This is a genomic window from Arthrobacter sp. UNC362MFTsu5.1 (genome assembly GCF_000685965.1).
Classification (GTDB): Bacteria; Actinomycetota; Actinomycetes; order Actinomycetales; family Micrococcaceae; genus Arthrobacter.
On sequence record NZ_JMLE01000009.1, the window covers coordinates 40,949 to 67,805 of the forward strand.

Below are 26,857 nucleotides of genomic sequence, written 5' to 3' on the forward strand. Positions count from 1 at the left end.
TTGGGAATTTCCCGGTGCGGGGTTCCGGACGGCAGGGCAGGCCGGCGCGTGATGAACCGGCCTGCCCCGCCGTGTCGGTGGCTAGGAGTTCTTCTTGTAGCGGTCGTAGGCCTGCTGGTAGACCTCGATCATTTTCTCGACTCCGATGTTCTTGAGCTGGGTGACGTAACCGTCCCATTCCTGCTCGATGCCTCCGGATACGATCCACTTGGCGATGTTCTGCTTGACCAGGGAGGTGGTGTCGGTCTCGATGCTGGTGATCTGCTGGAGTTCCTCGGTGGACAGTGCCACCGAGGGGTAGCCGTCGTTGCCGGCGAAGGGCTTGTAGTTTTCGTTGACCGTCTTCTGGCGTTCCGCGGCGCGCGGCTCGGGAGCGACGACGGTTGTGAAGTTCTCCGCGGTGTTGGCCTTCGGTCCGCCGGGGGCGACTTTCTGTCGGCGCTCGCCTTCGCTGGTTCCGGCCGGCGCCGGCATCTGGGTCAGCAGCCCGCTGGCGTCCTTCTGCAGGGTTTCACCGATCGGTCCCCAGTTGGCCTGGGCGGACTGGATGGGGTCATAGAGGTTGTCGGCCCAGCGCATGGTCGCAGCCGGGTATTTGTTGTTCCCGGTAATGGCGAAGGCTCCGCGGGCGATCTCCTGGTTGTTGGACTGGCTGGCGATCCGTTTGCCGTCCACGCCTTCGAGGACCGGGACCAGGGAGTAATTGTTGGCGCGGTCCGCGCCGACCATTTCGGGGACTTCCCACCAGACGAAGGAGCCAAGGTTTTCCGTGGCGGCCTTGCCCTTGGCCAGGTAGGCCTTGTCGTCCTGGGAGAAGGACTCGGGGTCGATCAGGCCTTCCTGGTACCACTGGTGCAGTGTTTGGATGGCTTTTTTGTAGCCGTCCTGCGTGGGGGTGAAGATGACCTTGTCATCCTGGACGATGCGGTGGTCCATGTTGTCCGGGACTCCGCCGAGGGCGGCGATCAGGTCCACGATGTCGCCGCACCAGGAACCGGGCATGAAGCTCAGCGGGATAGTCTTGCCGGTCCCGGATGCGTCCTGGGTTTTGAACGCCAGCAGGGCGTCGTGGAATTCAGCGATGTTCTTGGGCATGGGAATGTTGAGCTTTTTCAGCCATGCGGTGTTAATGGCGATTTCGTTGGGAAACTGGACGAGGCCGAGCTCCTCAATGGAGGGCAGGGAGTAGATGTGCCCGTCCGAGGAGGTGATGGCTGCCTTGATGTCTGGACGGGCCGCCAGGAGCTTGGAGAGATTGGGCGCGTTTTTCTCAATCAGGTTCTCCAGCGGAATCAAGGTGCCGCTCGCGGAGTACGTGGCGATTTCTGCGTCCGTCAGGCCCGTGTTGAAGAACGCATCCGGAAGGTCCCCGCTGGCCAGGATAAGGTTCTTCTTTTCCTTGAACACGGTCTCGGGCAGATTCTGCCAGTCGACATGGATGTTGGTGTCCTTTTCCCAGTTCTTCACCACGGTCATGGTGTTGTAGTCCGGTGCAAGGGCCGTCTTGGTTCCCGAGAATTTCAGGGTCAGCGGTTTGCTGACGATCGGGAAGCCTGTTGCCTGGAATCCGAAGTCAGCGGAGGCGTCTTTGACCTCCGGAGAGCCGGACTGGCCGCCGGAACAGGCGGTGAATGTCATCGTTCCGGCCAGCAGGGCGCCAACGACGGCGTATTTTCGGCTGATTGCCATGGTCATTCCTTTTCTGAGGTGTGTTTTGCCGGCCCTCGGCAGGTGCCCGGGGACCGGTGGTGCGAGGGGAGGGTCCCTATTTGACGGCGCCGATCATGGCGCCCTTGGTGAAGTGCTTCTGCATGAATGGCAGGGCAATCATCAGCGGCAGGCTCGAGACGACGATCATGGCGTACTTGGTGAGCTCCGCGATCCTTTGCGCTGCCGCATAGGACTGGATGTCTCCCCCGGTGGTGCCGGTGGATGAAACATCGGATTGGATCAAGATGTTGCGCAGCACAAGCTGCAGCGGGTATTTGGAGTCATCATTAAGGAAAATCAGGGCGTCGAAAAACGAGTTCCACTGGGCCACGACATGAACCATGACCATGAGCATGATCAGGGGCTTGGACAGCGGCAGGACCATCTTGAAGAAAAACTTGAAGTCCGTGGCGCCGTCCATCTGGGCCGCTTCACGGAGTTCATTCGGGATGGTGTGTTCAAAGAAGGAGCGGGCGATGATCAGGTTCCAGACCCCGACCGCACCGGGAAGGACCACGGCCCAGACGGTATTCAGCATGCCCAGGTCCCGAACGACCAGGTACTTGGTGATGAGGCCGCCGTCGAAAAACATGGTGATGACGAACAGAAGCATCAGGATTTTCCGACCCGGCATGTCCTTGCGGGACAGTGCATAGGCGCCGCACAGGATCGTGGTCACGCTGATGACGGTCCCCAGGACGGTGTAGATGAGGGTGTTGCCCAGGCCGTTCCAGATCCGGCTGTCCGCGAATATCCGCTGGTATCCCTCAAGCGTCACGCCCGAGGGAAACAGCCAGACCTTGCCCTCGTAGATAGCGTTAGGATCGCTGACCGAGGCGATGACGATGAAGTAAAGAGGGTAGACCACGGCCAGGATCGACAGCAGCAGCACTGCCGTGGCGGTGACGTTGAAGACACGGTCTCCATACTTGTCCCTCAGCGTCTGCCGGGGGCGGTGTTGGATGACGGCCCGTGCGGGGCTGCCGGTAGTACGGGGGTTGGTTGTCAGGGACATTTTGGCATCACCACAGGGTCGCTTGGTTGGCCCGGCGCGCCACCGTGTTGAAGAAGAGCAGCAGCGCCAGGTTGAGGATGGAGTTGAACAGGCCGATGGCGGCCGAATAGCTGAACTGGGCCTGCTGCAGACCCGCGTGATAGACGTAGGTCTGGATGATCTCCGAGCTCGAGAGGTTCAGCGGGGTCTGCATCAGCAGTGCCTTCTCGAATCCGACGTTGAGCAGGTTTCCGATGGCAAGGATGAACAGGATCGTTACCACCGGCATGATGCCCGGTAAGTCGATATGCCGGACGCGTTGCAGCTTCGAGGCGCCGTCGACCTTTGCCGCGTCGTGCAGCGCAGGATCGATGGCCGCCAGGGCAGCCAGATACACGATCATGGAGAATCCGGCGTTCTGCCAGACGTCGGAGATGACGTAGATGGGACGGAACCACTCCGCGGAACCCATAAAGAAGATCGGCTCGCCGCCGGCCAACTGGATGGCGTTGTTCAGCAGCCCCGACCTCGGGGACAGGACCACGAACATGATGCCCACCACCACCACGGTGGAGATGAATGCCGGGGAATAGAGCACCGTCTGGGTGAACTTCTTGAACCTCTCACTCTGGAGCTGGTTTACCAGCAACGCCAGGATGATCGGGATCGGAAAAGCCACCAGCAGGCCAAGTACCGCAATCCACAGCGTGTTTCCGAGAACCTGGCCGAACTGGTACGAATTCACGAACCGGACGAAGTGCGTCAGACCCACCCAAGGGCTGTCCGTGAACCCGGCAGCGGGGCTGTAGTTCTTGAAGGCGATCTGCACGCCGTACATCGGCCAGTATTTGAAAACCGCGATATAGATGAGGGACGGGGCTAGTAATACGTATAACTGCCACGCCCGAAAAATCCTCTTCAGACGAAGCGAAACAGAAATTTTTCGTTGCGGCGACAATGCCGCGGACGGACGCCCGCGTCGGGCCGGGATGGTGCGGCTCATGGCATCTCCTTAGGATGGGTCACTGAGTTACGTTCAATCAGAGGGCAGTCCATTAGCTCGACCCGGCCATCGGGTTCCGCGTCCTGGAGAATAAGTTCCACCGCGCGCCGGCCCATGGCGACGAATGGCAGCTCAAACGTGGTCAGGCCCGGCCTCAGGAATGGTGCCAGCGTTGCCTGATTATCGAAACCCACAATAGAGACGTCCCGAGGGATGGACAGACCTAAATCCGAAACCGCTTGATAGGCGCCCCAGGCGCCACGGTCGTTGGCGCAGAAAATTGCGGTTGGCTGCTTGGTACCGGTCAGCAGCTCCATCGCGTACCGGTACCCGTCTTCCTCGCCGCCCCCACCGAAGCGCACCAGATCCGGGTCCACGTCCAGGCCCGACTCCCGAAGGGCCTTGGCGTAGCCCTCATAACGGCCGACAGCAGCAGGCAGCCCGCTTTCCAAGGTCTCGATGTTGATCAGCCCGATTTTGGAATGCCCGGCCGCCAGCAGCCGGCGAGTTGCTGCGTAACCGCCCTTTACTTCGTCGGGGGCGACGCTCGGGAATCGCCCCGCCCGGTCCTGGGAGTTCAGCACCACCGACTTCACACCCGCCAGAGCCTCCGGGACATCCAGCACCCGGTGATACATGGCGGCGTAAACCACCCCGGCTACCTTGTAGGAAAGCATGGCATCCAGGGATGCGGCCTCGAGCTCCTTGTCGCCGCCAGTGTTCACTGCCAGCAGGAGGAGCCCGTCTTCCCAGGCCCGCTGCTGCGCCCCTTCGATAATGGCCCCAGCGAAGGGAGTGGTGGCTACGGTGTCGCCAATGAAGCCGATCATGCCGGCCACCCCGTCGCGGAGAACCTTGGCGTGTGCGTTGGTGCGGTACCCCAGCCGATCCACAGCCTCGCGAACCCGCCGGCGGGTGTCCTCGGAGAAGCGCGACCCGGAAGCCGAATTCAACACCAACGACACTGTCGCCTGCGAAACCCCGGCAGCAGCCGCGACATCATGCATCGTCGGTCCAGACTTCGGCCGCGATCCAGCCATGGGTACCTCCCTGGGCCTTAGATAATTTGTGAGTTATTCGTATAACTCCCGATGAACTGTATCGCCCATCACATCAGCCGTCAACACCTGCAGCGACAGCGGGCAGGGGGCCGGCAGACAGTCAGGCTTATTCCGCTGCTCTGCACAGGCCGGAGACCCCGGCTTTAGACACGCACGGGCGCTGCATCAGGTGGTCCAAAGATCAGCCCTGCGTGCCCGCCCACGGCCCGCGGGGACAAAGGCGGGCCGCGGGCGGGGCCCGGGCCGCGCAGCACGCGACGCGGATTAGCCCGGCGGCCCTGTGCCGCACTCCCCTAAGCTTCCGGAACAGGTTCGATGAATCGACGAAGCCACCGCGGCTGCAGCAGTCTTCGCGGACGAAACCTGCAAAGCGGAACAAGGGCAACTCCTTCCGCCACTCATCCACGACCTCGCGAGCCGGGAGCAGGCATCACCCAATTCTCGCGGCTGACTGGAATCTGGCTCATTTGCCCACCGGGCGGGGGCAAAAGGTCCACCCGCAGGACGCCGGGCAGAACACCTAGGAATCCGCCGGGGCCAATGCCCCCAAAGGAAACATGCCGGGAAGTAGATCCGACCCGCCCCCGGCCCATCCGGTCCTCATCTGTTTCACCAGGCCCAATCCTTGCAAATCTTCAGGAGGGGTATTGCATTTACTAGACGACCGGTCTATTCTCGAGTAATCACCCCGAGCAAAGGACAAGAGATGAGCACGGACACCAAGGAACGAATTGCCAGCACCGCACTGGATCTCTTCCACGCAAACGGCTATTCGGCAACCGGCGTCCTGGACATCACCAGAGCGGCCGGAGTTCCCAAGGGCTCCTTCTATCACTTTTTCGAAAGCAAAGAAGCCCTCGCTGTTGAAACTGTGCGGCTCTACGAGGCAACCATCAAGTATGAGCTGCTCGAGACGGCGCAGGCATCTCCCCTGGGAAGGATCCGGGCACATCTGTCCTACATCACCAAAATGGCGGAAGCCGAGAACTTCCAGCGAGGCTGCCTATTGGGCAACTTCTCCAACGAAATGCCATCCCAGAGCGCGGCCGTCACAGCGGTAGTCGAACAGTCCCTGGAACTCTGGACAGACAAGCTTGCGGCGGCCATCGCTGCAGCACAAACTGAAGGGGAGATCGCCAATCGCAGCGATCCGCAGCGGCTCGCCGGCTTCATCATCGCCAGCTTCGAAGGCGCCGTCGCACGCTCCAAACTGACCCGTTCACGGACGCCGCTCGACGGGTTCCTGGAAACCGTCTATTCCGACATCCTGGCCTAGGCGCAGGCCCCACCCTGACGCCAAGCTCTTTTCCTCCCCTTTCACCACACTTTCTGCTCCATCACTAGACGACCGGTCTACTGCAAATTCGAAAGGCTCTTCCATGTCCCAGTACACAACCCCCAACCTCGCCATCAGGGGAAGCAACGCTACAACGTACGCTTACCGCCGCTTCGGCAAAACCGGAACCACACCCATCGTGTTTTTCCAGCATTTCCGCGGCAATCTCGACAGCTGGGATCCTGCTCTTGTTGACAGCATCGCCGCCGAGCGGGAAGTCATCCTGTTCGATGCCAGCGGAGTGGCACTCTCCAATGGCGCGACACCTGCCACGTTCAAGGAGTTCGGCCGCGATGCGCTGAGCTTCATCGACGCCCTCGGCCTGGACGAGGTCGACCTGTTTGGCTTCTCCATCGGCGGCTTCGTGGCCCAGGAGGTCGCCCTGCAGCGCCCACACCTGGTCCGCCGCATCATCCTCGCCGGCACCGGCCCCGAAGGCGGACGCGACATGCACGGCTGGACAGATGAACCAAGGGCACACGCCCTGAAGGATGTGCAGGACGCCGGCGACATCCACTTCCTCTTCTTCAACTCATCGACCGAAAGCAGAGTCAGGGGCGAAGAATTCATCAGCCGCATCTTTACCCGTACCGAGGGCCGGGACGCCGACGTTTCCCTGGCAGCCCGGGACGCACAAGCCGCCGCGATCATCGAATGGGGCATCCAGGATCCAGCCAAACTGACCCGTCTGGCCTCCATCAAAGCCCCCACCCTTGTGGCAAACGGCGACAACGACCTCATGGTGCCCACCCCCAACTCCTATCTTCTGGCCGGCCACATCCCCCACGCCGAACTCAGCATCTACCCGAACGCCAACCACGGATTCCTCTTCCAGTACCCGCACGAATTCGCCGCTGAAGTCCTGGCATTCCTCGCAAAGAACTAACCCCTCCTTTTTCCAACCCACTCCCAACCACCAGGACAAAAGAATGCAGACAAAAATCACCCTCATCATCAACAACCCCAAGACGCCGGAAAGCTTCGAGCACCACGTCCCCGCACTCCTGACCCTGGCCAAGGACCTGCCGGAACTAATCCGGGTCGAGTCGGCCAAAGTCTGGCCCAAGGAGGATTGCACACCAACACCGGCGCACCGGACTTTGGACCTCTACTTCCCCAACTACGAATCAGCCTCCCGGGCCGTCGCCACACCTCAAGCCGGCGCATTCTTCGAAAAACTCTCGGCCGCCGGCGGAACCTTCACCGGCCTGTTCTCCAAACTCGACGCCCACTAACACCGCCCTTTCCCCGGATCCCACTCTGATACCGGTGTCCGGGCGGCTGGCAGCACACGTCGACCTCGACTTGATCCCAGCTGCCCCTCCCCCTCCAGCACTACGTCACGCAGAAAAACCACGAAAGAGAAGACCATGAACGACCTCCTTGAATTTGTCTTGGCCAAGCACGGCAGCGCACAGCCCTGGGAAGGAGCCCCAAGTGTCTCGGCGAAGGTCCGCGTCCACGGCGTCTTCTGGCCCTTCAAAGGCCAGCCGGACCTGCTCGGTGATGTAACCGTGACAGCGGACCTCGCCCGGCAGCGGATCAGCATCACGCCCTTCGGGCCAGGACGGACCCTGCACTTTGACGCCGTCCGGGACCTGGTCACCATCACCGATGGTGCGGGCACAGTTGTGGACAGCCTTTCGGAGCCCCGCCGCAGCATGGCCGACTACCAGGGCGACACCCAGTGGTCACCGACCCAGATGGGCTACTTCATTTCCTACGCCACCTGGACCTATCTCGCAGAACCGTTGCTCTTCACGCTCCCCGGAGTCCAGACCCGTGAAATCGATCCCTGGGACGAAGACGGCGAGACGTGGCGGCGGCTCGAGGTGACCTTCCCGGACTCCATCCACAGCCACAGCACAGTCCAGACCTACTACTTCGACTCCGAAACCGGACTGCAGCGGCGGATGGACTACGACGTCGAAGTCAATGGCTGGGCGGAAGTCGCCCATTACACCTCCGAGCACAAAGACTTCCAGGGGCTGACAGCTCCCACCCGCCGCCGGGTCCTGCTCCGCGACAAGGACAACAACGCCATCCACAGCTTCGCCGCCATCCTCCTGGACCTCCACGACCTCCGACCCGCCAACTGACACCCACCCACCCGCAAGACAACAACCCACCAAGGAGCACCAAATGTCCATCCCCGCCACGGAAATCCTGAAGAACGCCCTCGACCACGCCGCCACCGACCACGGCGTCTACGAAGCCGACATCCTCGGCGGCGTCCACGACGCCGAATGGCCCAGCTGGTACGCGGACCACATGACCCGGACACTGGCCGACGCCGGCTACAGCCTCAACGGGCCCGGCGGAAACGGCAGCACGCAAGCCACAACAGCCCAAGCGCAGGCCGCAGGAACCACCGCCCTGGAGCTCAAGCTCGAAGTCCTCGTCCTCCCCGTCACAGACGTCGACCGGGCCAAAGACTTCTACGAGAAGGCCGGTTTCCGCCTCGACGCCGACTTCAACATCAGCGACGAACTGCGAATCATCCAACTCACCCCTCCGGGCTCGGAGATGTCGATCATCTTCGGCACAGGCGTCACCGACTCAACACCAGGCTCGGTCCAGAACCTTCACCTGATCGTGAAAGACATCATCGCCGCGCAGGCAGACCTGCACACCCGCGGGATCGACATCAGCGAAGTCTGGCACGACGCCGACGGGCTCTTCCACAGGCCCGGCGGACGAAACCGCGTCAGCGGCCCCTCCCCCGACCGGGCCGACTACGGCTCCTTCGCCTCCTTCAGCGACCCGGACGGCAACGGCTGGTTCCTTCAGGAAGTCCTCACCCGGGCGCCCGGACGATGAGCGCGGCCAGTACCGCAGAGTACGACCTGATCATCCTCGGCGGAGGTGCAGTCGGTGAAAACATCGCCGACCGCGCCGTCCAGGGCGGCCTCACCGCCCTCATCGTAGAGAACGAACTCGTCGGCGGAGAGTGCTCCTACTGGGCCTGCATGCCCTCAAAGGCACTGCTGCGTTCCGCTCAGGCACTGCGCGCAGCCCGGCAGCTTCCCGGCGCGGCCGAAGCCATTACCGGACAGCTGAACGTCGAAGCTGTGCTGGCACGGCGGGACTACTACACCAGCAACTGGTCCGACGCCGGACAGGTCCAATGGCTCAACAGCGCCGGGATTGGGCTGATCCGCGGGCATGGCCGGATCACCGGCACCAAAAAGGTCACCGTCACCGCCGCGGACGGCTCGACGACGGAACTCACCGCCCGGCACGCCGTCGCCGTGGCCACGGGTTCAGCCGCATTCCTACCGGACATCGAGGGACTGGACGCCGCCCGGCCCTGGACCAGCAGGGAAGCCACCAGCATCAAAACGGTCCCGGCAAGCCTCGCCATCATCGGCGGCGGCGTAGTCGCGACGGAAATCGCGACAGCTTTCGCGGGGTTCGGGACCACAGTGACCCTGATTGCCCGCAGCGGTCTCCTTTCCGGCATGGAACCGTTCGCTGGAGAACTGGTTGCCGCGGCCCTCCGTGAGCAGGGAGTGACTCTGCTCCTCGATACCAAAACCAGCAGCGTCCACCGCGGCAGCACCGGCGTCACCATCGAAACCAGTGACGGCCAGACCATCACAGCCCAGGAAGTGCTCATCGCAACCGGACGCACACCAAACACCCGGGATATCGGCCTCGACACCGTTGGTCTCAAACCAGGCGACTGGATAGAAACCGATGACACCCTGCAGGTTCCCGGCCTTGACTGGCTGTACGCCGCCGGCGATGTGACAAACCGCGCGCTGCTCACCCACCAAGGAAAATACCAGGCACGCGCGGCCGGGGACGTCACCGCCGCGAGGGCAACCGGGGCGGACGTGATGGACGCCCCCTGGGGACGCCACGTGGCAACAGCTGACCATGCCGCGGTACCACAGGTCACATTCACAGACCCCGAGATCGCCTCCGTAGGTCTTACTGCCCAGGCGGCGGCTAGAGCCGGTTACGACATACGGGTTGTCGACTACGAAATCGGCCACGTCGCCGGTGCCGGGTTACACGCCGAGGGCTACAAGGGCACCGCCCGAATGGTCGTCGATGAAGCACGAAAGGTCATCCTCGGCATGACCTTCGTAGGCCCCGATGTCAGCGAACTGCTGCACGCAGCAACCATCGCCATCGTTTCCGAGGTCCCTCTGAACCGGCTCTGGCACGCTGTCCCCGCCTACCCAACAGTGAGCGAGATATGGCTCCGCCTCCTGGAGACCTACGGCCGACCAGCCCAACAGCCATCAGCGTAAACCCCTCCAACCCCCGCTCCCGGTACCGGGAAAATCCCCCGCTACATCAGCTATCCCGACCTGGCCGCACAGAACACGAAGAACGCGAGAGAGAAGACCCCCATGACTAACCGCCAATCAAACAGAACCCGTAGTCGCCGGCTCGCCGCCCCACGGTCCCACGCCCTTGGAAAGTCATCCACAGCCCCGACACGCGCCCAGGGCAGGACCGCCTGATGGCACTCACTGAACGAGAACAACAAATGCTGGAGCAACTGGAGAAACAATTCAAGGAAGACGACCCCCAATTTGCCCACACAATAGAAACCGCCCCGGGCCCCACCTCTTCCATCCGCCTCATCGTCGGCGGAGTACTCACGACGGTTGCCGGCATCACCCTTCTACTCTTCGGACTCGCACTCCCGAACCCCGTGGCCAACCTCACCATCGGCCTGACCGGCTTTGCAGTCATGGTCACCGGACTCTACCTGGCGACCAGGAAGCTGTTCCCAAAACAAGCGCCGGCCTCGAAGAAGACGGAGACAACACGAGACAGCACGGCAACAACACCGAAGGAAGAACCGAAGGACGCCACTAACAACGCCGCGTGGTGGGCCCTGATGTTCTGGTGGGTCTAGCTGGCTAGGACTGCCTGAATAGCGGTGGATCCAAGGTGGCCTGACACGCCGGGCGTTGCTTGGAGGGGAGAACTGATCATGGGCGACACCTTGGATCCCATGGCGACTGACGTGTATCAGCAAGAGCTAGCGCAAGGTCCTGGCCCAGGGAGCAGAGCACCGACTTCGCCGGCACTGACGGGCTGTTGAACCGGCTCACGAAGAACGTTCCGGAGACCGCACTGAAAGCGGAAATGAACGATCACCTCGGATACGAAAGGCACGATGTGTCTGCGGACCACCGGAAAAGCACTATCTCCTTCCAGAGTGAAACAACCAAAGAAGTGTCTTCCAGCCGGTCCCTGATCCGGGCAGAGTGCCGGGGCACTTCATGGCCGGATTTAGGCTCGTTTGCGCGACCGTCGAACTCCCATAGAACCTGTCCGGTTAACCGCACGGTGACGGGGCCTTCTCCGGCACTGTAATCCGGCAGCCGTCGTGGGTGCGGCCAAGCCGGCAACGGGCAACCGAGCGATATGGTTGCCTTCAACATGTGGGCCCCGGAACTGGGGCAGCGCAGATTGCAGTGCTCGATGATGTCCTGCAGCAGGATGCAGGCTGTTTGGTGGGCGCCTGCCATTGCTCCAGGTAGCGCAGGATTTCCGGCGATTCGTCGTAGAGGGTGCGCACCAGGCCGTGGTCGGGGCAGCCGCGTTCGAGCCACACGCGATCATCCCGGATGAGCAGTACCCCGGACAGGCGCCGCGCCTGGGCGAGCGGCGGGTTGGTCTCGTGGCAGCGGGGGCAAAACGCAGTGACAGACCTGTGGATGCGGTCACCGCGCAGCGGCTGGCCGGTGCCGGGCAGCGCCTACCGGGAAAAGTACGGTGACGGATTCATATCCTCCTACTCATCTGCGAGAGGGCCATGACACAGATGCCGCCGCCGAGCAGAATGAAGACTCCCAGACCAATCAACAGCCCCGCACCCCATCGGGAGGTGCGTGGCCGGATTGCCAGGGCACCGGCTATCGCCAGATAGGCGCCGATTGGTATTAACGCTGCAGGCCCGGCGAGGAAGGTCTTATAGCCCTCATCCGGAGCGATGCCCCTGGTTGTCCCGAAATATAGGGCATAAAGGGCAGTAGTCCCCAACAAGATTCCGAGCAGTATGGAGCCACGTCTCGGTTCCGGGGGCGGTTCCTCTTCTCGGGGCGGTGGCAGTGGGCTCCAAGCCTCTTCGGGGTTGTCATCGCTCATGCCACTCTTCCTTCCAACTTGGGGCGGAGTGATTTCCCGAAGACCCGCGGCATCCGCCAGAACAGCACGAGGAAAATCCCCAGAAGGAACCACTGCGGACGGCTCATCCCCAGCCAGAGCACCTCGTTGCCGCAGACGAATTCGACACCGAACCGGAAGAAGGCGTAGGAAGTCACGTAGCAGATGAAGAGGTCGCCAGGACGGGGCAGGCGGTCACGAAATCGCCACATCAGCTCGAACGCGGCCATGTGGAACACAATTTCATAGGCAATGGACGGCTGGAATCCTACCCCGGGCGGTCCGCCCACCGTCGCAGCCTGCCCGGGAGTGCGCGCTATCCCCCATGCTCCCCCGGTCGGAGTGCCAGGCAGTTCCGTGAGGAGACAGCCGACCCGTCCGAGGACCATCGCCAAGGCGACCGCCGGAGGAAGCAAATCCCCTATGGATTCACGGTAGCCTGTCAGCCGTTTACCCAAATGGACACCGCACGCACCCACCAGGCCCGTGAGGATGCTGCGGTCGCCGTTGCCCCACCAGTCCGCCGAGGAGACCTGCCGGGAAACATCCCACTTGAGGACCCTGGAGCGGATGGCCCCAAAGGCGACAGCGAAACCGGCAATGGGCCACAGCCGCGGGTCGGACAAGCCGCGCCGGAGCTTCTCATATGCATGGAACAGCAGGGCTGCACGGATTCCCAGCCCTAACACGGCGGCGTGCACCACCCCGTCTCCCGCGAAGGGAAGCCCGATCATGAGCAGAGTGTAGCAGTGCCCATTGCTGGCCTCCGGTACACGGTGAACGCTGGCCCACCAGCTGGTGCCAGTGGGCGACCCCCGTCCCGACGTGATCACTTGATTACGAGTCGCCCGATTTTGATGGGCGGGAAGTGGGCCGCCGTATCAGGAATCCAGCGCTGCCCTCTCGTCATGCTCACAGCCCGGCCTGACCAAGCTGCAGGTCAATACCGCGCCGCCGGCATAGACGATCTGTTCGGCATGCCCTTAGTGTCCGGAAGCTGCCGTATTCGTTGCCTGCTAACCGTTCCCCCAGCTGCTGAGCGCCGGCCCGGGTCCCGCACAAAGCGAGAGTGCGCTCTGATAAGGGGTGAACCGTCCCGCCAAACCCGGCCGCCCCCAAGGCCGGGCTGGGGGGACATCTTCTTAAGCCATCTGGCGATGGCCCATCGGTCCGGCTCTGCCACGTCTAGGCCTTCGTCGACGAGGGCGGTCTCGGAGTCTTCGGGGTGCCCCGAAAGGCCAATGACCCTGCGGCTAATCGCGGCATGCCGGGGAGTACGGCCGAGCTCCTAACAGATCCACCCGTTCCTGCTCCGTCAGCACTTGTCCTGCGATCCGGCGCGCACCGTCCTTTCACGCCGCCGGTTCGGCGACGACCACCTGCGTGTTCCCGCCAGACAGTTCGAGCACGAGGGTGCGCTCATCGTTCCCCTCTACGCACTGCACCTCCGAGGTCACGCCACTGCCCTGCCTAATGCGCGGCCCCTGGCCACTTGAGTGGAGGGCGGAGTTGGCAGTGGGTTAGGTGATCTCCGTGCATGCTGGTGTCGGCTGAGCGGTTACTACTTGGGTTTTCGGATCGTGCTGCAGGGTCGGCCTTCCGGCCACGATCACTGTAGCGCGCTCCCAGGGCCGGTCTTCGAGAAGGAAGGGAATTTCCTGTTCTTCCCACTCCCTGTGCAGGTCTCCTTCTTCCTGGCCATCACGTGCCAGGAGGCGACGCCGGGCTTCAAGGTTGTCGCACTGCACCCAGATGGAACGGTCAATGAGGTCGGAGAGCGCTTGGCGTGATGACCCGCTCCCTTCAACCCACACCACGGGACGCCCGGCGGGTAGAGCTATGGCACCTGGACGTTCCCGGGCCACCCAGCCCGGCGGACGGTAATAAATTGCCTCGCCTTTGAGAAGGGGTTCGAGGACACCGGCACGGAGTTCATCGGCCCAGTCAAAAAAGGAGAGATGCCACGCTACATCGTCCGTGTGCACAGCAGCTGAGTCGGGCACTTGAGCCAGTAGACGATCGACCAGGGTCGTCTTGCCTGACCCGCTCCTTCCATCTACCGCTACAATCCAGGGGCGGTCCGGACGTTGTCCTGCTGCCGGCAGTAACCGCCGCACCAAGCCTTTCAATGACTGGGCTTGCCAGGGTCCCGCATCGGGTTGGCCGACTTCCGGTTTCATATCCATGGTTACCTCGACTTCGATTCTCGGTCCCGGTAAGTCCCCGTCCCAAAAGGCCTCCCCTGCGTGGAAGTTAGATGCCCTGATAGTCGCCGGAACCTTGCTCGGGGACTACCCATTTGCCTTCCTCGGACCGTTTCCCGCGCATCATGCCGAACATCATGTCGCTCATATCGGTCGGGTCGCCGCCTGACCGGACAAAGTCTTCGCGCCGGCGCCTCCCGTCGCGCAGGTTCGTCCGTACATAAATAACGCTGCCCACGGCAGCGCCGATGATGGCAGCAATCAGGTAGAGGCTCTGCACCTCCGGGTTGAACGGGAGCACGGCACAGGATGCAATGGTGGCTCCCGCTCCTATCGAGAGGAGCCATCCCACGATTACCGCTCGCCGGAGCGATGAGTTACTTGGCCGGTCGATGAGGACGAATCTGCTCGGGTCAACCGGCATAGATCCCGCCCTGGCCCGACGCCCCTTTGCTTGAGTCATCATGCTTCCTTACAGTCCTGCGACTTGCCTGCCAGCCAGGCGTCACGGTGGATATTTTCGCACGGCCAAGGACAGCCTAAAGCGGAGTTCCGTGTTTCTTGAGCAGGACCCGTTGGGCAGGGGCTGACTGCCTGCGTTACACAGATGGCGTTTGCAGGGCGACGCCGGCTTTGTCAAGGTCAGGGCCTCCATCCCGGCCGAAGTCGAGGGCGACAAGGCCCGCGCTTTTCGGCGCGCAACCATGGCTGGGTTCTTTAGCGCAATAGCCCGTCTGGGGGCCGAAAATGGAGCTGCTCCTGGCATCAGGACCGTGCTCGACAAATTCTTCTAGCCGAAGTGCAACGCTTGAGGAACAGAGACATTTGCCGGTCGCCACCCAGGTCAGGACTTATGTCCCTTCAGGCGTCCAGCGGCCCTCGCTACGCTGAAAGATGGGCCAGTAAATTTCGCGCCGACGGGAAGACTCTCTGAGAGGCAGGGAACATTGGGCCGCGTTCAGTGTGCACCGGAGCATGACACCCGCCTGCAGCCTGACCGCGCGGCGTCCGCGTCATGGATACCCGATAGTCAGGTTTAGCATGCATGACAAACGGGCCCTGACAGACCACCGGTTCGGCGGCTTCTCCCTCTTGCTCGCCGGAGCAATGTTCCTAGCCAAGTCAGTCCTTGAATCGATCGCCGGCGACCCTCCCTCCACAGGCCAGGAAATTCAAGTCTGGCGCTCCTCGCACGAGTTGACGCTGGTCTGGGTCGATGAGACGTTTTTCGCGGCCACTGTCCTGCTGGTCCCGGCTGTGATTGCGTTGTATCGCGGCCTCAGAGGACCCGACAGGCCGTGGGTGGACTTCGGCTGCGGCGTATTCGCGGCTGTCATTCCGGTCAACTTCGTCCTGCTTATAGTGCACGGGAGATTGGTCTTTCCCGTCTTCGGCATCGCTTTGGAGGATCCGGCTCTCGCCGCTCTAGTGGTCTCCCTCTATGCAGGTGGCACGCACGCTGTCAGCCTCCTGCTCGCTGGGGCTGCCGTTATGCTGGGTCTCGCCATGAGGCGGACCGTGTTCGGGCCCGGCGCCGGAGTCGTCGGATTCATCGCGGGCGCGGCGAACGCGGACTCTGATGCCTCTGGTTGTTGGCTGCTCAACCGGACGACTCCCCCCCTACCCCCGCGAGAGGCGGATTCAAGGAATCGAAACAACACTTCGACGAACAAGTCAGCTGCCCAGATAAAAGTCGTTCAGTCCATGGAGTCACGGCATCATGCGCCGATGGCTTGACCTCCAGAATACGGAGCCAGCAGGTCTGATCCCCTTTTGAGCCCACGAGTGGAACGGACGGCATGAGTCCGGTGCGCTATAGGACAGCGTCCGGGGGGCGCGCTGTGATGACAGGGTCGGCATGGCGATGCACCAGTGCCCACGTGTCACCCTCGGGGCGGTAGACGCTCGTTACACGCAAATCAAACTGCGATACTTCGTCGCCTCCTCCAAGCTTGGCTTGCCAATGTTCTATATCGAGGAAGACGGCGAGATCGGAAGTGACGTGCCTCGTGAGGGAATCCACAGCAGTGACACGTCCATCCTCGAACCGGGCAGCGGCTGAATCGAGGGCCTTGGACACCCGATCCCAGCCCACGACCGGAGGACCCCAGGGATTCGCAAGCGACCCATCCTCGCCGTGGGAGAAAATGGCCTTCGCGGGTTCCGGGTCTCCTTTAGCGAACGCATTCATCGTTTGATGAAACCGGCCGACGACCTCGTCAAGCTCCATTGTTTCCACCTTCTGACTGCTTGCGGCGTTCCGAGAACCGAATCATACGCCCCGGGCTCGCGCCCGTCACGATACGGAAGCGACAAAGCAGCCCGACCAAGTTACAGAATTCATAAATTGCTCAACCTACACCTCGGTAAGACTTACGGCAGATGAATGCAGCAGATAACCTGTCACAGAAGGCGGGAAACGTCCCCGGGGCTGGCGCCATTGTGGACCATCAATAATGATGCCAAGCAGTGTGACCTTCTCCGTGACAACAACGCCCAGGAACGGATCAGGGGCCAGATTCCAAGACCACACCCGAAACCTGCGCACGGACGTACTCGAGGACTGCTTCCTGACCGTGTTTCATGTCAGTGACTCCCGGTGCCCCCCAGGTAGGAGTTGATGGGGCTGTTGTCGACGTAGATGCGCTGATCGGTGAACTTCCCGTTATTCATGGTGAAGATCGAGCATGCCCTGATTGTTACTTCGACGCCGTCCAGGAACCGCCAGGCGCTGTCGATCTCAAATACGACCACGCCGTTTTCTTCCTGCCAGACGTTGATCAACGGGTGGGCAAGAGATTCAACCTTGCCGCCGATCGCAGCCATCTGCGCCAGCACGACATCCTTGCCCTTGACGGTCGGTGCGTTGGCGAAGGTGAGGGTGATGTCGTCGGCGTAGTAGCCGGCGAGACGTGCGTAATCCTTCTTCTCCATGACTGCGAAGTATTCGGTGAGGAAGTCGGCGGTGCTCTGATCGGCGCGGGACATGGTTGGTTCCTTACTGTTTGGTGGTCATGAAAGGTTCGAAGAAATGTCGGATTAGACGATCGAATCTGCGGTGGTCGGCTTGAGCGGCCCGTCCCCGGCGCGATGGTGGAAGGCCGGTGGTTCGATAGCCAAAGCCGTCAGGGCATCCAACTGGGCCGGCGCGAGCACGAGGTCCGCGGCGGTGGCGTTCGCGCGAAGCTCATCGACAGTCTCCGGCCCCACGATCACCGAGGCGACGGCGGGGCGGGACAGCAGCCAGGCCAGGGCTACCTGGTACGGGCGCAAGCTCCATTCGCGGCTGAGTCGATCCACCTCGCGGGCCAAGGAGATCTCCGCCGCGGTGAACCCCGGTGCGCCGAATCGTTCGTCGCCGGAGACTTCACGGTCCAGGACCGCCAGGTCGGCGAGAAGTCCGCCATGCAGCGGGGCGTAGGGAATGATCGACAGGCCGAACTGCTCGCACGCCGGTGCGAGCTCCCGCTCGGCGGCCCGGTCGATGAGGTTGTACTTCACCTGTGTGGCGACGGGAGCCTGCAGACGGCGGTCATCAGCGATCCACAGCGCGCGGGTGACCTGCCAAGCCGGATGGTTGCATAGCCCGACGTACCGGATCTTGCCTTGCCGGACCAGGTCGTCGTAGACCGCCAGCGTCTGCTCCGGCTGGGTGTCCGGGTCGATGTCGTGGGCGTAGTAGAGATCGATGTAGTCGGTCTGCATGCGACGCAGACTCTCCTCGACCTGGGTGATGATGTGCCGGCGTGACAGCCCCCGGTCATTGACCCCGAGCCCGACGATGCCGTTGGACTTGGTGGCGATCACCACCTTGTCACGGCGTCCGCGCAGGGCACGCCCGAGGATCTGCTCGGCAGGTTCGCGCTCCGCGGCAGGTTTGGCTCCAGGCCGGTCGAATACGGGCATGTTGCCGTACACGTCGGCCGTATCGACGAAGTTGATGCCAAGATCCAGCGCAGCACCGACGACCCGGTCGGCGTCGTCCGCGCTCGGGGCGACCCCGAAGGTGGCGGTGCCCAGCGCAATCCGCGAGACCCTGACACCGGTCTGGCCAAGGAGTGAGTACTTCATCAGAGTTCCTCGTATCTTCCGGTCAGGGCCTGGTCCCGGCAGTCAGCGCCGAGACCGCATCCAGCTGTTCCTGGGTGAGCTCGACATCTGCTGCGGCGGCGTTGGCGCGGAGTTCCTCGACGGTCTCGGCTCCCACGATCACCGATGCCACAGCCGGACGGGACAGCAGCCAGGCCAGCGAGACCTGCTGCATCCCCAGTCCCCACTCGCGGGCCAGCCGGTCGAGCATGCGGGCGACCGCGATCTCGGACGCAGTAAAGCCGGGGCCGCCGTAGCGCTTGCCCCCGGCGATCTCACGGTCCAGGACCGACAGGTCGGCCAACAGGCCACCGTGCAGCGGCGCATACGGAATGATCGACAGACCGAACCGCACGCACGCGGCGGTCAACTCTTTCTCGGCGCTTCGGTCCAGGAGGCTGTACATCACCTGCGCGGCCACGGGAGCGGACACCAGCCGACGGTCATCGGCGATCCACAGCGACTCGGTCACCTGCCACGCCGGATAGTTGGACAGCGAGACGTAACGCAGCTTCCCCTGACGGATCAGATCGTCGTAGACGGCAAGTGTCTGCTCCAGCGGCGTGTTCGGATCCGGGAAATGCGCGTAATAGAGGTCGATACGGTCAGTACGCAGCCGACGCAGGCTCTGCTCGACCTGCTGAATGATGTACCGGCGCGAAAGACCGGCATCCGGATCGAACCTCCGCTCCCCCGACTTCGTGGCCAGCACCACCTCATCCCGCCGGCCGGCTAGGGAACGGCCGAGGATCTCCTCGGCGGACTCGCGCTCTGAGGCGGGCGGGGCCCCGGGCCGGTCGAACGTCGGGGTCGAACCGTACACGTCAGCGGTGTCGAAGAAGTTGATGCCCAGATCCAGGGCTGCTCCCACGACTCCATCAGCTTCGTGTGCGCTCGGTGCCACGCCGAAGGTCGCAGTGCCCACGCAGATGCGGGACACACGCACGCCGGTCGGGCCGAGAACGGAGTACTTCATCTCAAGGATTCCCATCTGCGAGTCTTCGCGACTGGGCTGACACGTGCAGCGGTCAGTCGGGACGTCCCGTGCGGCTACGGGCGTGTTCGAACTTAAACACTAACCGAATGGTTATATTTCGGCAATGGTCATGAGAAAGTAGTGACATGCAAGAAAGCGCGCAGACCAGAACACGGGGCCCCTACCGGACAGGGATCCGCCGGCGCGAGCAGCTCGTCGGCATCGCCATGGACGTCTTCGGCGAATACGGTTTCGCCGGCGGCTCCATCCGCACCATCGCCGAGCAGGCAGGGGTCAACCACGCAACGCTGATCCAGCACTTCGGCAGCAAGGAAGGCCTGCTTACAGCCGTGCTGGAGGAATGGGACCGGCGGACCGTAGAGAACGGTCTCACCGACGTCAGCGGACTGGACTACTTCCGGCGGCTGCCAGATGTCATGGCCGCCCACCAGAACTACCGCGGGCTGCTCGAGCTATTCACGACCATCGCAGCCGAGGCGTCCAACCCGGCCCACCCCGGTCACGCATTCATCACCCAGCGCTACGCCACGAATCTGGCTACCCTCGCCGCGCATTTGCGCGAAGCCGTCGAGGCCGGGGATATCGCCCCCCTCTCCCCTGCGCAGATCGAGGTCGAGGTACGGCTACTCACCGCCATGATGGACGGCATCGGTCTACAGTGGCTCCTCAACCCCGGAACCGACATACGCTCCAGCGTCTCGACTTATGTCGAGCGCGCCATCGCTGCCTGGGGAGGCAATTGATGCCCAGCACTAAGATGGGCGCCGAGAGGTGCGAGCGAGCCACGCCACCGACCGTCATTCAGTCTCGAGAAGACTGAAGAATCAGGGCTGGCTGCCCTCCTCACCCAACGATCAGCCTCCCTCGGAGGCGTTGCCCGCCGGAAGATCAAACAAAGTTGGAATACACACCTAACTGACGTCAGGTTGGGGTGTACTAGGCGTCAGAATTGGGCCCGATTCTGCTGTTCTGACAATGGCTGGAGTAGTCTCGGATTCAACCCTGACACTACCGGCGTATCCCTCAACTGGCCGTCGAAAATATGGCCGGTTATCGGCGTCTGAAGATGGCAGGGGGAGGGCCTGAAGGGCATTCGTTACCTGCCGAGGAGGTTTCTGTCGGCCAGCGGCGGGACCGCGCATGGATCTGCGTCGATTTTCCTGCGTCTACTACATGTGCATGGGTTCGTGGTTGCGGTCAGTGGTGCCATTTCGGGTTTGGGCTCCCCGCTAGGCTCCAACGTCCGAATACTCGACTCGCAGCGAACCAGTACATCACAGGATCCGAACTCGGACCCTTGATCTCCACTTCGGTGAGCTTGGCCCGTTCGGCCGGGGTGTTATTGGGCCAGTGGAAGACGTACCACCGGGGGGCGATCCCATTGCCATTTCGACAAACCACCGCCGCGCACGGGTAGCCTTGGTTCATGGCATCATCCGCACCCACCCTCGCGACGCGCTGGGAACCCCTGCCCCCACGAGTCGTGGCGAAGCTGCTTGGACCCTCTTCGGCGCGTTGGTGGCTGTCCGGAGGGGTGGCACTCGACCACTGGCTCGGCACGAGCATTCGCGAGCACCACAATACCGATGTCAGCACGACGGCTGCCGACCTGCCCCGGCTGGTGCATGACATTCCGGCGCCGTTTAGCGCTTGGGTTCCGTCCGGCGACGACGTGATCCCCTGGGCAAAGGCCGATATGGATGCCGATCTGCAGCCGGTCCGTATCCACGACGACGCGACGGGCGCATGGGTACTGCAGATCGACGTCGAGGACGGCACGGATCGCGTCTGGGTCTACCGTCGAGACCCACGCCTGCAGCTGCCGTGGGATCGTGCCGTGATCGACGTCGACGGGATCCCGACCGGGGCGCCCGAGGTGCAGCTGGTCTGGAAGGCGCTGCGTCCCCGCCCGGAAGACGACGCCGACAAGGATGCGGTGCTACCGGAGCTCTCAGACGAAGCCCGCGCCTGGTGGGAGCACGCGATTCTGACGATCCACCCGCACTCGTCGTGGTCGATCCACGTGCGTAGCCCGTTCGCTCCGGGTAAGGCCAGCTGGAACAGGACGAAACGCTAGTCTCCGCTTGAGCTCTCGGCATTGGGAGCCCTGACTTGCTCTGCCCGCGCAGCGTCGATGAGTTGGCCTAAGATCCAACCGATTCTCAAGAGCGAGTGGCGACGCCGGGTCGCACCGTCCCCACCGACCTCTACGGCCGAACCGATGCGGCATGAGGGGGCCGTCCAAGCTTGAGACGCCCGCAGAGTGTAGCGACTACGACCTGTATTCATCCGCCGCAACCGCATCAAGCACCAGCGAGCGGAACCATCGCTGCGCCTGCGAGAGGCTGGCCTCGCGCCGCGTATACAACTCCACCGGTGTGCTCTGCGCGGGCCAGGGCAGCTCGGCGATGCGAAGGCGGGGGAACCAGCCGCAGAACACCCCCGCTACATGTCGAGGCAGCAGGACGACCAGATCTGTCGCCTCGAGCACGGCAGGCACGGTGCCGTATTCCTCCATGGTCAGCACGACCTGGGACATCAAGTCGTGTTCGGTCAGCGCCTGAACGGGATAGACATGCCCGCCACGGGCGGAAACCCGCACAAAGCGCCTCCCCTCGAACATGTCAGGCCCGGTCCCTGGCAGTGGATGCGACCCTGACGACAGCGCCACGTATTCGACCGAACGAACGTGCGTCCTCCACAGCCGCGGTGTGGCGATCCGCGACACGGTAAGTGCCAGATCGATGGTGCCGCGGATTAGCGCGCTCTCAACCTCGTCCGAATCGAGCCGTTCTACCTGTATCCGCGGATCGGCGCCGACCCGCCCGAGGGCGGTCATGATCGGTGGGAGGAACGTCTGTTCACCGATCGAGGTGAGTCCGAGGACGAGTTCGCCGCTGAATCCGGTCGGTTCGAACACGTCCGATCCCATGACGGTCGCGTCTATCTGTGCCAGGGCGTTGTGCAGGGGCCCAAACAACTGCGTCGCCTTCGCGGTCGGCACCATGTCGTTCCCTTCGCGACGGAACAGCTCGTCGCCGAACCGCTCCCTGAGCCGCTTCAGGGAATAGCTGACCGTGGGCTGTGTCACGTGTAGGCGCCTGGCGGCGCCCGTGACGCTGCGCAGCTCGTAGAGCGTGACGAATGTCCGGAGCTGGTTGAGGTCGGTGAACGTCATGCCATAGATGATATCAATGGCTTTGTCTTTGCATATCTATTGGACCACAGTGGCGAACACCCCTAGAGTCGATTTGGGGCAGCACTGATCCAACGAAGTGCAGCTACTCGCACCGCTAACACTTAGTGACAAGGACGACACGCGTGATTATCGACATCCACGGCCACTACACCACAGCTCCAACACGGCTCGGAGCCTGGCGTGATCTGCAGATCGCATTCACTGAAGGACGCGCGGACGCTCCTGACCCTGCGACCCTGCGCATCAGCGATGACGATGTCCGTGAGACCATCGAGGCCAACCAGCTCAAGCTCATGAACGAGCGCGGCAGCGACGTCACAGTCTTCAGCCCTCGTGCCTCGTTCATGGCGCACCACATCGGAGACCTCGCTGTGAGCGAGACCTGGGCCCGGATCTGCAACGACTTGTGCGCCCGCGTCAGCGAGCTCTACCCCGAACGCTTCCTGGTGGGGGCGATGCTCCCTCAGTCCCCCGGTGCTGATCCCGCGACGAGCGTTGCCGAGCTTACTCGCGCCGTCGAGGAACTCGGCGCTGTCACCGTGAACCTGAACCCCGACCCGTCCGGCGGCAACTGGACGTCCCCGCCGCTGACCGATCGCTCGTGGTACCCGATATACGAGAAACTCGTCGAATACGAGATCCCGGCGATGGTGCACGTCAGCACGTCGTGCAACCCTGCCTTCCACACGACCGGAGCGCACTACCTCAACGCCGACACCACCGCGTTCATGCAACTGCTCCAGGGCGACCTGTTCCGCGACTTCCCCGATTTGAAGCTCGTGATCCCTCACGGCGGCGGCGCCGTTCCCTACCACTGGGGGCGCTTCCGTGGGCTCGCAATGGCGCTGGGCAAGCCCGAAATCGAGGAGCACCTGCTGAACAACGTGTTCTTCGACACCTGCGTGTACCACCAGCCGGGCATCGACCTTCTCACCAAGGTCGTCCCGACCGACAACATCCTCTTCGCGAGCGAGATGATCGGCGCCGTCCGCGACGTCGACCCGCGCAGCGGACACTACTTCGACGACACCAAGCGGTACGTCGACGCCACCACGAACCTGAACGACGCGCAGCGCGCGCAGGTGTTCGAAGCCAACGCCCGCCGTGTCTACCCACGGCTTGACCGCGCCCTTAATGCGCGCGGACTCTGAAAGGACCATCAAATGCGACTGAACAACCTCGGCATCGTCCGCACCAACATCGAACGTCCGGATCCCGCGGACGTCAAACGGCTTTCGCAGTTCGGCGTCGCCACTATCCACGAGGCGATGGGGCGAGTCGGGCTCCTGCGCCCCTATATCAGGCCGGCCTACACCGGCGCTAAGCTATGCGGCCCGGCCGTGACGGTGCTGCTGCAGCCTGGTGACAACTGGATGTTCCACGTCGCCGCCGAGCAGGTGCAGGAAGGCGACGTGATCGTCGCCGGCTGCACCACCGAGAGTGAAGACGGCTTCTTCGGTGAGCTGCTCGCGACTTCGCTCATCGCGCGCGGCTGCAAGGGCCTCGTCATCGACGGCGGCGTGCGCGACGTCGCCGACCTCGAGAGGCTGGACTTCCCGGTATTCTCTCGCGCGATCAACTCGAAGGGCACCGTCAAGGCGACCCTCGGATCGGTGAATATCCCCGTAGTGGTCGCGAACGCCGTGGTGAACCCTGGCGACGTGGTCGTGGCCGATGTCGACGGCGTCGTGGTTGTCCCGCGCGAGCTTGTCGGAGCGGTGGCAGACGCCAGCCAGAAGCGCGAGGATAACGAGGAGGCCAAGCGTCAGCAGTTCCGCGACGGCGTGCTGGGCCTCGATATCTACAACATGCGCGAGCCGCTGGCCAAGGCCGGCCTCGAGTACGTGGAGGCATGAGCATTATGGCGCACGGGGACACAAGCGGCGGCTTCGAAAAGTCGCCCGGATGGCTCGACTGGTACGACGGGCCCTCGACTCCGACGTTCCGCGTGCCCGCAGGCGCGGTGGACGCGCACTGCCACGTCTTCGGACCGGGTGAGCAGTTCCCGTACGCGCCGGAGCGCAAGTACACTCCGTGCGACGCCTCGGCTGAGCAGCTGTTTGCGCTGCGCGACCACCTCGGCTTCGAGCGCAACGTGATCGTGCAGGCCACCTGCCACGGTGCCGACAACCGCGCCCTCGTCGACGCGCTGCAGCGCAGCGAGGGTCGCGCCCGCGGTGTCGCCACGGTTCGCCGCGACGTGACCGATGAGGAGCTCGCCGAGTTGCACGCCGCCGGCGTCCGGGGCGTGCGCTTCAACTTCGTAAAGCGTCTGGTCGACCGGGTGCCGACCGAGTCGCTCGACGCGATTGTCGCGAAGATCGCCCCGCTCGGCTGGCACGTGGTCATCTACTTCGAGGCCGAGGATCTGCCCGAGCTGTACAACTTCTTCTCGGCGATCCCCACCGACCTCGTCGTCGACCACATGGGTCGCCCCGACGTGACCAAAGACCCGAACGGTCCCGAGTTCGAGCTGTTCCTGCGCTTCATGCGGGAAAACCCGAACGTCTGGACCAAGGTTTCCTGCCCCGAGCGACTCTCGAGCAGCGGCCCGCGCGCGCTCGACGGCGAGCAAAATGCGTACACCGATGTCGTGCCGTTCGCGCGTCGCGTCGTCGAGGAGTTCCCCGATCGCGTGCTCTGGGGCACCGATTGGCCGCACCCGAACCTGAAGGATCACATGCCCGACGACGGGCTCCTGGTCGACTTCATCCCGCACATCGCACCGACCCCCGAACTGCAGCACAAGCTGCTCGTAGACAATCCCGCCCGCCTCTACTGGCCCGAAGGAGTATGACATGACGCTCGACAAACCGTACAAAGACGTACCCGGCACCATCATTTTCGATGCTGAGATGGCCCGCAAGGGTTACCACCTCAACCAGTTCTCGATGTCGCTGATGAAGCCCGAGAACCGCGAGCGCTACCTCGCCGACCGCGAGGCCTATCTCGACGAGTGGCCGCTGAGCCCCGCCCAGCGGCAGGCGGTGCTCGACATGGACCTGAACGCCATGATGGCCGAGGGCGGCAACATCTACTTCCTCAGCAAGATCGGCGCCACGCACGGCCTGAGCTTCCAGCAGATGGCTGGCTCGATGACCGGCATGAGCGAGGCCGCCTACCGCGACATGATGATCGGCGGTGGCCGTCGCCCCGAGGGTGTGCGGCTGAAGGATCTCGACGGATGGACCCCTCCCGCGCCGGCCGAGAAGTCCGAGGTCATGCGCCCCGATGCGCCGGCGAAGTACACGTCTGCGTTGTTCACCTCGCACGTGCCTGCGATCGGCGCGGCGATGGATCACGGCAAGACCGAGGAGCCCTACTGGAAGAAGGTGTTCAGCGGCTACGAGTGGACCCGCAAGTGGGCCAAGGAGAACACCCCCGACGTCGTGATCCTTGTCTACAACGACCACGCCACCGCGTTCGACTCGTCGATCATCCCCACCTTCGTGCTGGGCACCGGCGCGGAGTACCCGGTCGCGGACGAGGGCTATGGCCCCCGCCCTGTGCCCGACGTCAAAGGCTATCCCGAGTTGGCCGCACACATCGCCCAGTCCGTGATCCAGGATGACTTCGACCTCACGCTCGTCAACGAGATGGTCGTGGACCACGGGCTTACGGTGCCGCTGTCGCTCGTGTATGGCGATGTCGAGGAATGGCCCGTCAGGGTCATCCCCCTCGCCGTAAACGTGGTGCAGTACCCGGTGCCGTCCGGACGTCGCTGCTACGAACTCGGGCGTGCGCTCCGCCGTGCGCTGGACAAGTGGGACGGCGAGCCGCTCAATGTGCAAATTTGGGGAACCGGCGGCATGAGCCACCAGCTGCAGGGCCCGCGCGCCGGCCTCATTAACGAGGAGTGGGACAACGCATTCCTTGACCACCTCATCGCCGACCCCGTAGGCCTGACAGAATGGCAGCACATGGAGTACGTCGACGAGGCCGGCTCCGAGGGCATCGAGCTGGTCGACTGGCTCATCGCGCGCGGTGCGATGGATGATCAGTTCCAAGGCGAGAGCCCCGAGGTGAACCACCGCTTTTACCACGTGCCGGCGTCGAACACCGCCGTCGGCCACCTTGTTCTCACGAACCCGACCGACTGACCGCATCCGCATCCGCAACTAAGGAGCCC

At 63.0% G+C, this 26,857-nt stretch carries 27 protein-coding genes; 14 read left to right on the forward strand and 13 right to left on the reverse strand.

Going from position 1 to position 26,857, the window contains the following annotated elements; all coding sequences use genetic code 11:
- Positions 1 to 81: 81 nt before the first annotated feature.
- The 4 genes from BS38_RS0110380 to BS38_RS0110395 form a co-directional block, all read right to left on the reverse strand.
- Positions 82 to 1,689, reverse strand: coding sequence for an ABC transporter substrate-binding protein (locus BS38_RS0110380; protein WP_028270738.1), 1,608 nt, complete (start codon positions 1,687 to 1,689; stop codon positions 82 to 84).
- Between the two features lie 76 nt (positions 1,690 to 1,765).
- Entirely contained in the window at positions 1,766 to 2,725 is a 960-nt protein-coding gene (locus tag BS38_RS0110385) for a carbohydrate ABC transporter permease (RefSeq protein ID WP_081818871.1), read from the reverse strand.
- A 7-nt stretch (positions 2,726 to 2,732) separates the two neighbouring features.
- A complete protein-coding gene (locus BS38_RS0110390; RefSeq protein WP_197024931.1) occupies positions 2,733 to 3,542 on the reverse strand; it encodes an ABC transporter permease in 810 nt (269 codons plus the stop codon).
- A 161-nt stretch (positions 3,543 to 3,703) separates the two neighbouring features.
- Positions 3,704 to 4,747: a LacI family DNA-binding transcriptional regulator gene (locus BS38_RS0110395; RefSeq protein ID WP_028270741.1), complete on the reverse strand. Its 1,044-nt coding sequence runs from the start codon at positions 4,745 to 4,747 to the stop codon at positions 3,704 to 3,706.
- A 727-nt stretch (positions 4,748 to 5,474) separates the two neighbouring features.
- Here BS38_RS0110395 and BS38_RS0110400 point away from each other — a divergent pair.
- The 7 genes from BS38_RS0110400 (at position 5,475) to BS38_RS26435 (ending at position 10,983) form a co-directional block, all read left to right on the forward strand.
- Positions 5,475 to 6,044: a TetR/AcrR family transcriptional regulator gene (locus tag BS38_RS0110400; RefSeq protein ID WP_028270742.1), complete on the forward strand. Its 570-nt coding sequence runs from the start codon at positions 5,475 to 5,477 to the stop codon at positions 6,042 to 6,044.
- A gap of 103 nt (positions 6,045 to 6,147) precedes the next feature.
- On the forward strand, positions 6,148 to 6,990 hold the full coding sequence (locus BS38_RS0110405) for an alpha/beta fold hydrolase (RefSeq protein ID WP_028270743.1): 843 nt from the start codon (positions 6,148 to 6,150) through the stop codon (positions 6,988 to 6,990).
- Between the two features lie 43 nt (positions 6,991 to 7,033).
- A complete protein-coding gene (locus BS38_RS0110410; RefSeq protein ID WP_028270744.1) occupies positions 7,034 to 7,339 on the forward strand; it encodes a hypothetical protein in 306 nt (101 codons plus the stop codon).
- Positions 7,340 to 7,474: 135 nt separating this feature from the next.
- Positions 7,475 to 8,203 (forward strand): hypothetical protein, encoded by a 729-nt coding sequence (locus BS38_RS0110415; RefSeq protein WP_028270745.1) that lies wholly within the window; start codon positions 7,475 to 7,477, stop codon positions 8,201 to 8,203.
- Between the two features lie 43 nt (positions 8,204 to 8,246).
- On the forward strand, positions 8,247 to 8,924 hold the full coding sequence (locus BS38_RS0110420) for a VOC family protein (protein WP_331280049.1): 678 nt from the start codon (positions 8,247 to 8,249) through the stop codon (positions 8,922 to 8,924).
- A complete protein-coding gene (locus tag BS38_RS0110425) occupies positions 8,921 to 10,366 on the forward strand; it encodes a dihydrolipoyl dehydrogenase family protein (protein ID WP_028270747.1) in 1,446 nt (481 codons plus the stop codon). The genes BS38_RS0110420 and BS38_RS0110425 overlap by 4 nt, the downstream gene beginning before the upstream one ends.
- Before the next feature lie 215 nt (positions 10,367 to 10,581).
- Positions 10,582 to 10,983, forward strand: a complete 402-nt coding sequence (locus tag BS38_RS26435; RefSeq protein WP_081818872.1) for a DUF3040 domain-containing protein — start codon at positions 10,582 to 10,584, stop codon at positions 10,981 to 10,983.
- Between the two features lie 525 nt (positions 10,984 to 11,508).
- Here the strand turns inward: BS38_RS26435 and BS38_RS27955 are convergent.
- From BS38_RS27955 to BS38_RS26700, 4 genes are all read right to left on the reverse strand, one after another.
- Complete coding sequence (locus BS38_RS27955; RefSeq protein WP_442853344.1) at positions 11,509 to 11,829, reverse strand: hypothetical protein; 321 nt, start codon at positions 11,827 to 11,829, stop codon at positions 11,509 to 11,511.
- A 29-nt stretch (positions 11,830 to 11,858) separates the two neighbouring features.
- Positions 11,859 to 12,221, reverse strand: coding sequence for a hypothetical protein (locus BS38_RS0110440; RefSeq protein WP_028270749.1), 363 nt, complete (start codon positions 12,219 to 12,221; stop codon positions 11,859 to 11,861).
- Positions 12,218 to 12,973, reverse strand: a complete 756-nt coding sequence (locus BS38_RS0110445) for a prolipoprotein diacylglyceryl transferase family protein (RefSeq protein WP_028270750.1) — start codon at positions 12,971 to 12,973, stop codon at positions 12,218 to 12,220. The genes BS38_RS0110440 and BS38_RS0110445 overlap by 4 nt, the downstream gene beginning before the upstream one ends.
- Positions 12,974 to 14,492: 1,519 nt before the next feature.
- A complete protein-coding gene (locus BS38_RS26700) occupies positions 14,493 to 14,906 on the reverse strand; it encodes a hypothetical protein (RefSeq protein WP_081818875.1) in 414 nt (137 codons plus the stop codon).
- 578 nt (positions 14,907 to 15,484) lie between these two features.
- On the opposite strand from BS38_RS26700, the gene BS38_RS0110470 reads away from it, so the two are divergent.
- Complete coding sequence (locus tag BS38_RS0110470) at positions 15,485 to 16,180, forward strand: hypothetical protein (RefSeq protein WP_028270753.1); 696 nt, start codon at positions 15,485 to 15,487, stop codon at positions 16,178 to 16,180.
- Positions 16,181 to 16,256: 76 nt separating this feature from the next.
- Here BS38_RS0110470 and BS38_RS0110475 read toward each other — a convergent pair whose 3' ends face one another.
- From BS38_RS0110475 to BS38_RS0110490, 4 genes are all read right to left on the reverse strand, one after another.
- Entirely contained in the window at positions 16,257 to 16,673 is a 417-nt protein-coding gene (locus tag BS38_RS0110475; protein ID WP_043438354.1) for a YybH family protein, read from the reverse strand.
- Positions 16,674 to 17,029: 356 nt separating this feature from the next.
- Positions 17,030 to 17,431: a nuclear transport factor 2 family protein gene (locus BS38_RS0110480; RefSeq protein WP_028270755.1), complete on the reverse strand. Its 402-nt coding sequence runs from the start codon at positions 17,429 to 17,431 to the stop codon at positions 17,030 to 17,032.
- A gap of 51 nt (positions 17,432 to 17,482) precedes the next feature.
- A complete protein-coding gene (locus tag BS38_RS0110485) occupies positions 17,483 to 18,514 on the reverse strand; it encodes an aldo/keto reductase (RefSeq protein WP_028270756.1) in 1,032 nt (343 codons plus the stop codon).
- A 22-nt stretch (positions 18,515 to 18,536) separates the two neighbouring features.
- The gene (locus BS38_RS0110490) at positions 18,537 to 19,523 is read right to left on the reverse strand and encodes an aldo/keto reductase (RefSeq protein WP_081818873.1); all 987 of its coding nucleotides are present in this window, start codon (positions 19,521 to 19,523) and stop codon (positions 18,537 to 18,539) included.
- 131 nt (positions 19,524 to 19,654) lie between these two features.
- Between BS38_RS0110490 and BS38_RS0110495 the strand changes: the two genes are divergently transcribed.
- Both BS38_RS0110495 and BS38_RS0110500 read left to right on the forward strand, forming a co-directional pair.
- Positions 19,655 to 20,272, forward strand: a complete 618-nt coding sequence (locus BS38_RS0110495) for a TetR/AcrR family transcriptional regulator (protein ID WP_028270758.1) — start codon at positions 19,655 to 19,657, stop codon at positions 20,270 to 20,272.
- 683 nt (positions 20,273 to 20,955) lie between these two features.
- Entirely contained in the window at positions 20,956 to 21,606 is a 651-nt protein-coding gene (locus BS38_RS0110500; protein WP_028270759.1) for a nucleotidyltransferase domain-containing protein, read from the forward strand.
- Positions 21,607 to 21,801: 195 nt separating this feature from the next.
- Here the strand turns inward: BS38_RS0110500 and BS38_RS0110505 are convergent, their stop codons facing one another.
- Positions 21,802 to 22,707, reverse strand: a complete 906-nt coding sequence (locus BS38_RS0110505) for a LysR family transcriptional regulator (RefSeq protein WP_028270760.1) — start codon at positions 22,705 to 22,707, stop codon at positions 21,802 to 21,804.
- A 143-nt stretch (positions 22,708 to 22,850) separates the two neighbouring features.
- Here BS38_RS0110505 and BS38_RS0110510 point away from each other — a divergent pair, with 143 nt between their 5' ends.
- From BS38_RS0110510 to BS38_RS0110525, 4 genes are read left to right on the forward strand one after another with little or no spacing between them, the layout of a single operon-like run.
- Positions 22,851 to 23,879, forward strand: a complete 1,029-nt coding sequence (locus tag BS38_RS0110510; RefSeq protein ID WP_028270761.1) for an amidohydrolase family protein — start codon at positions 22,851 to 22,853, stop codon at positions 23,877 to 23,879.
- A 12-nt stretch (positions 23,880 to 23,891) separates the two neighbouring features.
- Complete coding sequence (ligK, locus tag BS38_RS0110515; RefSeq protein WP_043438357.1) at positions 23,892 to 24,584, forward strand: 4-carboxy-4-hydroxy-2-oxoadipate aldolase/oxaloacetate decarboxylase; 693 nt, start codon at positions 23,892 to 23,894, stop codon at positions 24,582 to 24,584.
- Complete coding sequence (locus BS38_RS0110520; protein WP_231511207.1) at positions 24,581 to 25,525, forward strand: amidohydrolase family protein; 945 nt, start codon at positions 24,581 to 24,583, stop codon at positions 25,523 to 25,525. The genes ligK and BS38_RS0110520 overlap by 4 nt, the downstream gene beginning before the upstream one ends.
- A gap of 1 nt (position 25,526) precedes the next feature.
- On the forward strand, positions 25,527 to 26,828 hold the full coding sequence (locus BS38_RS0110525; RefSeq protein ID WP_028270764.1) for a protocatechuate 4,5-dioxygenase subunit alpha/beta: 1,302 nt from the start codon (positions 25,527 to 25,529) through the stop codon (positions 26,826 to 26,828).
- Positions 26,829 to 26,857 lie beyond the last annotated feature (29 nt).